Source organism: Pseudomonas sp. SST3 (genome assembly GCF_003325755.1).
Map to the genome: position 1 here is coordinate 1 of NZ_QORI02000105.1, position 4578 is coordinate 4578.

The window sequence follows — 4578 nt, forward strand, 5'->3', positions numbered from 1 at the left end:
ATTTTCCGCGTCTACGGCCACATCAGGATCGGTATCGGCATACTCGCTCAGCCAGTGATCGTCGGGCTCGACCACCAGACAGTGCGAGGGCGCGCTGACCGGTAAGGCCTGTAACAAATGCGCCTGCGTCAGCAGCAGCGGTACGTTGCTGTCTTGCAGCATGTAGGCCAGGCGTTCGCGCGGGTAGTCCGGGTCCAGCGGCACATAGGCGCCACCTGCCTTAAGCACAGCCAGAAGTGCTACCACCATTTCAATGGAGCGTTCCATCGCCACACCTACCAACACATCAGGCGCGACACCGGCCTGGATCAAGCGGTGCGCCAATCGATTGGCTCGTGCATTCAACTGCGTATAACTCAGTGTCTGAGCGCCAAACACCAAAGCCTGGGCATTCGGTGTGCGCCGCACTTGCGCTTCGATCTGCCTCTGCACGCTGTCTTCCAACCGATAATCCTGCGCCGTGTCGTTCCACTGTTCGACTATCACCTGATGCTCAAGAGGTTCCAATAGCGGTAGCTGAGCGACACGTTGGTGAGGGTCATCCAACATGGCCTGCAACAGGTTCTGCCAATGGCGCGCCATGCGATTGGGCGTGGCGGCATCGAACAGGTCGGTCGCATAAGTCAGGGTTGCCCATAGCCCATCGACGGTTTCCTGTGTGTCCAGGCTCAAATCGAACTGAGCGGTTTGCGTGCCCCACTCCAAGCTTTCAATCCTCAGGTCGGGTAGTTGCTGGCTCGTACTGGCTAGACGCGCTTGACTCTGATGATTGAAAAGCACCTGAAACAACGGATTGCGGCTCAAGCTGCGTTCAGGTTGCAGGGCTTCGACCAATTGCTCGAACGGCAAGTCCTGATGGCTTTGGGCGTCCAACGCCCGGTGCTTGGCCTGCTGCAACAGCTGGGTGACCGTCAGCTGCGCATCGAAATCGCCCTTTAGCACTTGGGTGTTGACGAAAAAACCTACCAGGCGCTCGGTTTCGACCCGGTTACGATTGGCAATAGGCACACCCACGCGAATATCCTGCTGCCCGCTGTAGCGGTGCAGTAGAGCCTGGAACGACGCCAACAAAACAATGAACAGCGTGACATCCTCACGCTGCGCCAGGGCCTTGAGCCCCTCCACTAATGCCGGTGCAAGCTTGATCTCCAGGCTTGCACCACGAAAGCTCTGCACCGAAGGTCGCGGCCGATCAAGGGGTAGCTCCAACACTGACGGCTCACCGCCAAGCAGAGCCTGCCAGTAACCCATTTGCCGATCGCGTTCACCACCCGTCATCCAGTCACGCTGCCACTGGGCATAGTCAGCATATTGAATCGGCAATGCCGGCAGTTGCAGGTCCTGGCCCTGGCTGTAGGCGGCATAAAGTTGCACCAACTCATCCACCATCACCTGCATTGACCAGCCATCGGAAACGATATGGTGCTGCACGAGCACCAACACATGGTCGTCTTCGGCCAGGCGCAACAAGGTTACGCGCAGCAACGGCCCTTGCTGCAGATCGAAAGGTTGCGCGATCTCGGTCTCTACCCGACGCTGCATGTCCGCCTCATTGACCTGCTCATGAAGGATGGCCACAGTGCCGTTTTCACGGATTATCTGGAAGGCCTGCCCTTCGTCCTGATGTACCTGCGTTCGCAGGCTTTCATGACGGGCTACCAGACTGTCGAAACTGCGTTGCAAAGCCGCATGATCCAGCCAGCCACGCAAGCGCAAGGTGCTGGGTACATGGTAGGCCGCACTGTGCGGATCCAATTGCCAGAGAAACCACTGGCGCTCCTGGGCATAAGACAGCGCCAACGGCTGTTGACGGCTGACCGGCAGGATCTGAAGCACACTTGCCTGTGATTCATGGGAGTTGCACAGGGTCTCGACAAACCCCTGCAGTCGCGGTTGCTCAAACATTGTTCTGAGGGGTACTTCCCGACCCAACAGTTGACGCAGGCGCGAAATTACCTGCATCGCCAATAATGAATGGCCCCCCGATTCAAAAAAGTGATCGGCCAGACCGACACGCTCCACGCCCAGGATCTGGGCCCAGATGGCCGCCACCTGTTGCTCCAACTCGCTCTCGGGCGCCACATACGCCTGCTGCATCTGACTCACATCCGGCAGCGGCAAGCCCTTGCGGTCGAGCTTGCCGTTGGGGGTCAGCGGCATACGCTCAAGGAACATCAAATGCGTCGGCACCATGTAGTCCGGCAAGCGGGTTTTCAAGGCGCGCCGCAAGGTTTCGCGACCGGTGGATTGAGCGACAGCATCATCCAGGAGCGTCCGGTCCAGTGGTACGACATAGGCCACCAGTTGCTTACCGGTCGGCCCCTCTTGGGCGACAACCACGGTTTCACCGACACTGGCTTGCTCACGCAAGCGCGCTTCGATTTCCCCCAGTTCGATACGGAAACCGCGGATCTTCACCTGATGGTCCACACGCCCCAGGTAATCCACTACGCCATCCGGACGCCCGCGGGTAAGGTCGCCGCTGCGATATACGCGACTGCCGGGCTTGCCGAACGGGTCCGGCACGAAGCGTTCGGCGGTTAACGCCGGACGCTCCAGATAACCCCGGGCCACGCCCTCGCCGCCCAGGTACAACTCGCCGGCCACGCCGATGGGTTGCAGGTTCAGTTGCGCATCCAACACGTAGCCACTGCGGTTACCCAACAAAGTGCCGATGGGCGCGTAGACGGCGCCACAGGGGTCGCCCTTGCGTGCCTTCCACAGCAGCGGCGTGACCACGGTTTCGGTCGGGCCGTAGCCGTTGAACAGGTATTTGGGTTTCAGCGCGCGCCACGCCAGGTCGTAGCTGGCTTGAGCCACGGCATCACCGCCAAAGCAGTACACCCGCACCGCCGGCGGGTTGCCGTCGCGCTCGGCATGTTCGGCCAACTGTTGCAGGTACACCGGTGGGAACACYGCCATGGTCACGTTATGGCGATGCATCTGCTCGTAGGTGTATTCCGGCAGCCACAGGCTGTCGTCACGGATCAACACGCTGGCGCCGTTGATCAGCGGGTGCATCCAGCCTTCGTGGGAGCCGTCGAAAGCAAACGACATGAAGTGCAGTTCGCAATCGGCCGGTGAGGTTTCATAACGCTCGCCAGTGGCGATGATATGCGCCACCAACGGCCCATGAGCCACCGCCACGCCCTTGGGCAAACCGGTGGAACCGGAGGTGTAGATCACGTAGGCGAGGTTGTCGCCGTCCAGCGCCACATCCGGTGCCGTATCGCTGTAACCGGCCCACTCTTCGGTGCGATCAATCGCCAGGGTATCCAGACCCTCGGGGACTGGCAGTTGCTGCAACGCCCGGCTGTGAGTCAGCAGCAGTTGCGCACGGCTGTCTTGCATCATGTACAGCAGGCGATCACGTGGGTATTCGATATCCAGCGGCACATACACACCGCCGGCTTTCATCACCGCCAGGAACGCCACCATGATCTCGGCACTGCGCGGCATGGCGATAGCCACCCGCACTTCCGGGCCGACGCCACGGGCGATCAAGGCATGGGCCAGGCGGTTGGCCTGGCGATCCAGTTCACCGTAAGTCAGGGTTTGCGCGTCGAATTTCACCGCCACCGCGTCCGGAGTTTCGCGGGCGCGATCGCCGACCAATTCGTGCACCAGGCGCTCGGCCGAAAAGCCAGACTCCGTGCGGTTCCACAGTTGCAGGATCTGTTGTTGTTCGGTCGCGTCCAGCAGGCTTAACTGGCTGAGCTGCTGTCGTGGGTTGGCGACCATACCTTGCAGCAGGTTCTGCCAGTGACGCGCCATGCGTTGCACGGTGCTGGCTTCGAACAGGTCCTGGGCATAACCCAAGGTGGCCCATATACCTTCGGTGGACTCCTGAATATCCAGGTCCAGGTCGAAATGTGCGGTCTTGCTGTCCCAGTCCAGCCCTTCTACCCGCAGCCCTGGCAATTGGTGCTGAACCTGAGCCTGGCCGACGTCAGTCTGATGATTGAACATGACCTGGAACAGCGGGTTGTGGCTCAGGCTACGCTCAGGTTGCAGGGCTTCGACCAGTTGTTCGAACGGTAAATCCTGGTGGGCCTGGGCTTGCAGGGCGCGTTGCCGAACGTGCTGCAGCAACTGCTCGACACTCATCTGCCCATGCACATCGGCCTTGAGCACCTGGGTGTTGACGAAGAAACCAATCAAGCGCTCGGTCTCGCTGCGATTGCGGTTGGCAATCGGCACGCCGACACGTATTTCTTCCTGGCCGCTGTAGCGGTGCAACAAGGTCTGGAACGATGCCAGCAACAACATGAACAGGGTCACGCCCTGCTGTTGGGCCAAAGCCTTGAGCCCCTGAGTGAGTTCCGGCGTCAGCTCGAATGCCAGGCGTGCGCCGCGGTGGCTCTGCACAGCCGGGCGCTGGTGATCGAACGGTAACTCCAGCACGCTCTGCTCACCGCCCAACAGCTCACGCCAGTAGGCCAGTTGACGTTGCTTCTCACCGGCGTCCATCCAGCTGCGCTGCCATACGGCATAGTCGGCATACTGGATCGGCAGCGCCGGCAACTGCACGTCCTGGCCCTGGCTGTAACCGGCATACAACTGCACCAGTTCCTCGAC

1 protein-coding gene and 1 pseudogene are annotated in these 4578 nt (G+C 60.5%); both read right to left on the reverse strand.

What is annotated here, in order from left to right; all coding sequences use genetic code 11:
- A partial coding sequence (locus DQ405_RS28745; RefSeq protein ID WP_446730914.1) for a condensation domain-containing protein occupies nt 1-1836 on the reverse strand: 1836 nt, incomplete at its 3' end.
- Nucleotides 1837-1863: 27 nt separating this feature from the next.
- Nucleotides 1864-4578: pseudogene (locus tag DQ405_RS28750) on the reverse strand (amino acid adenylation domain-containing protein); the annotation flags it as partial.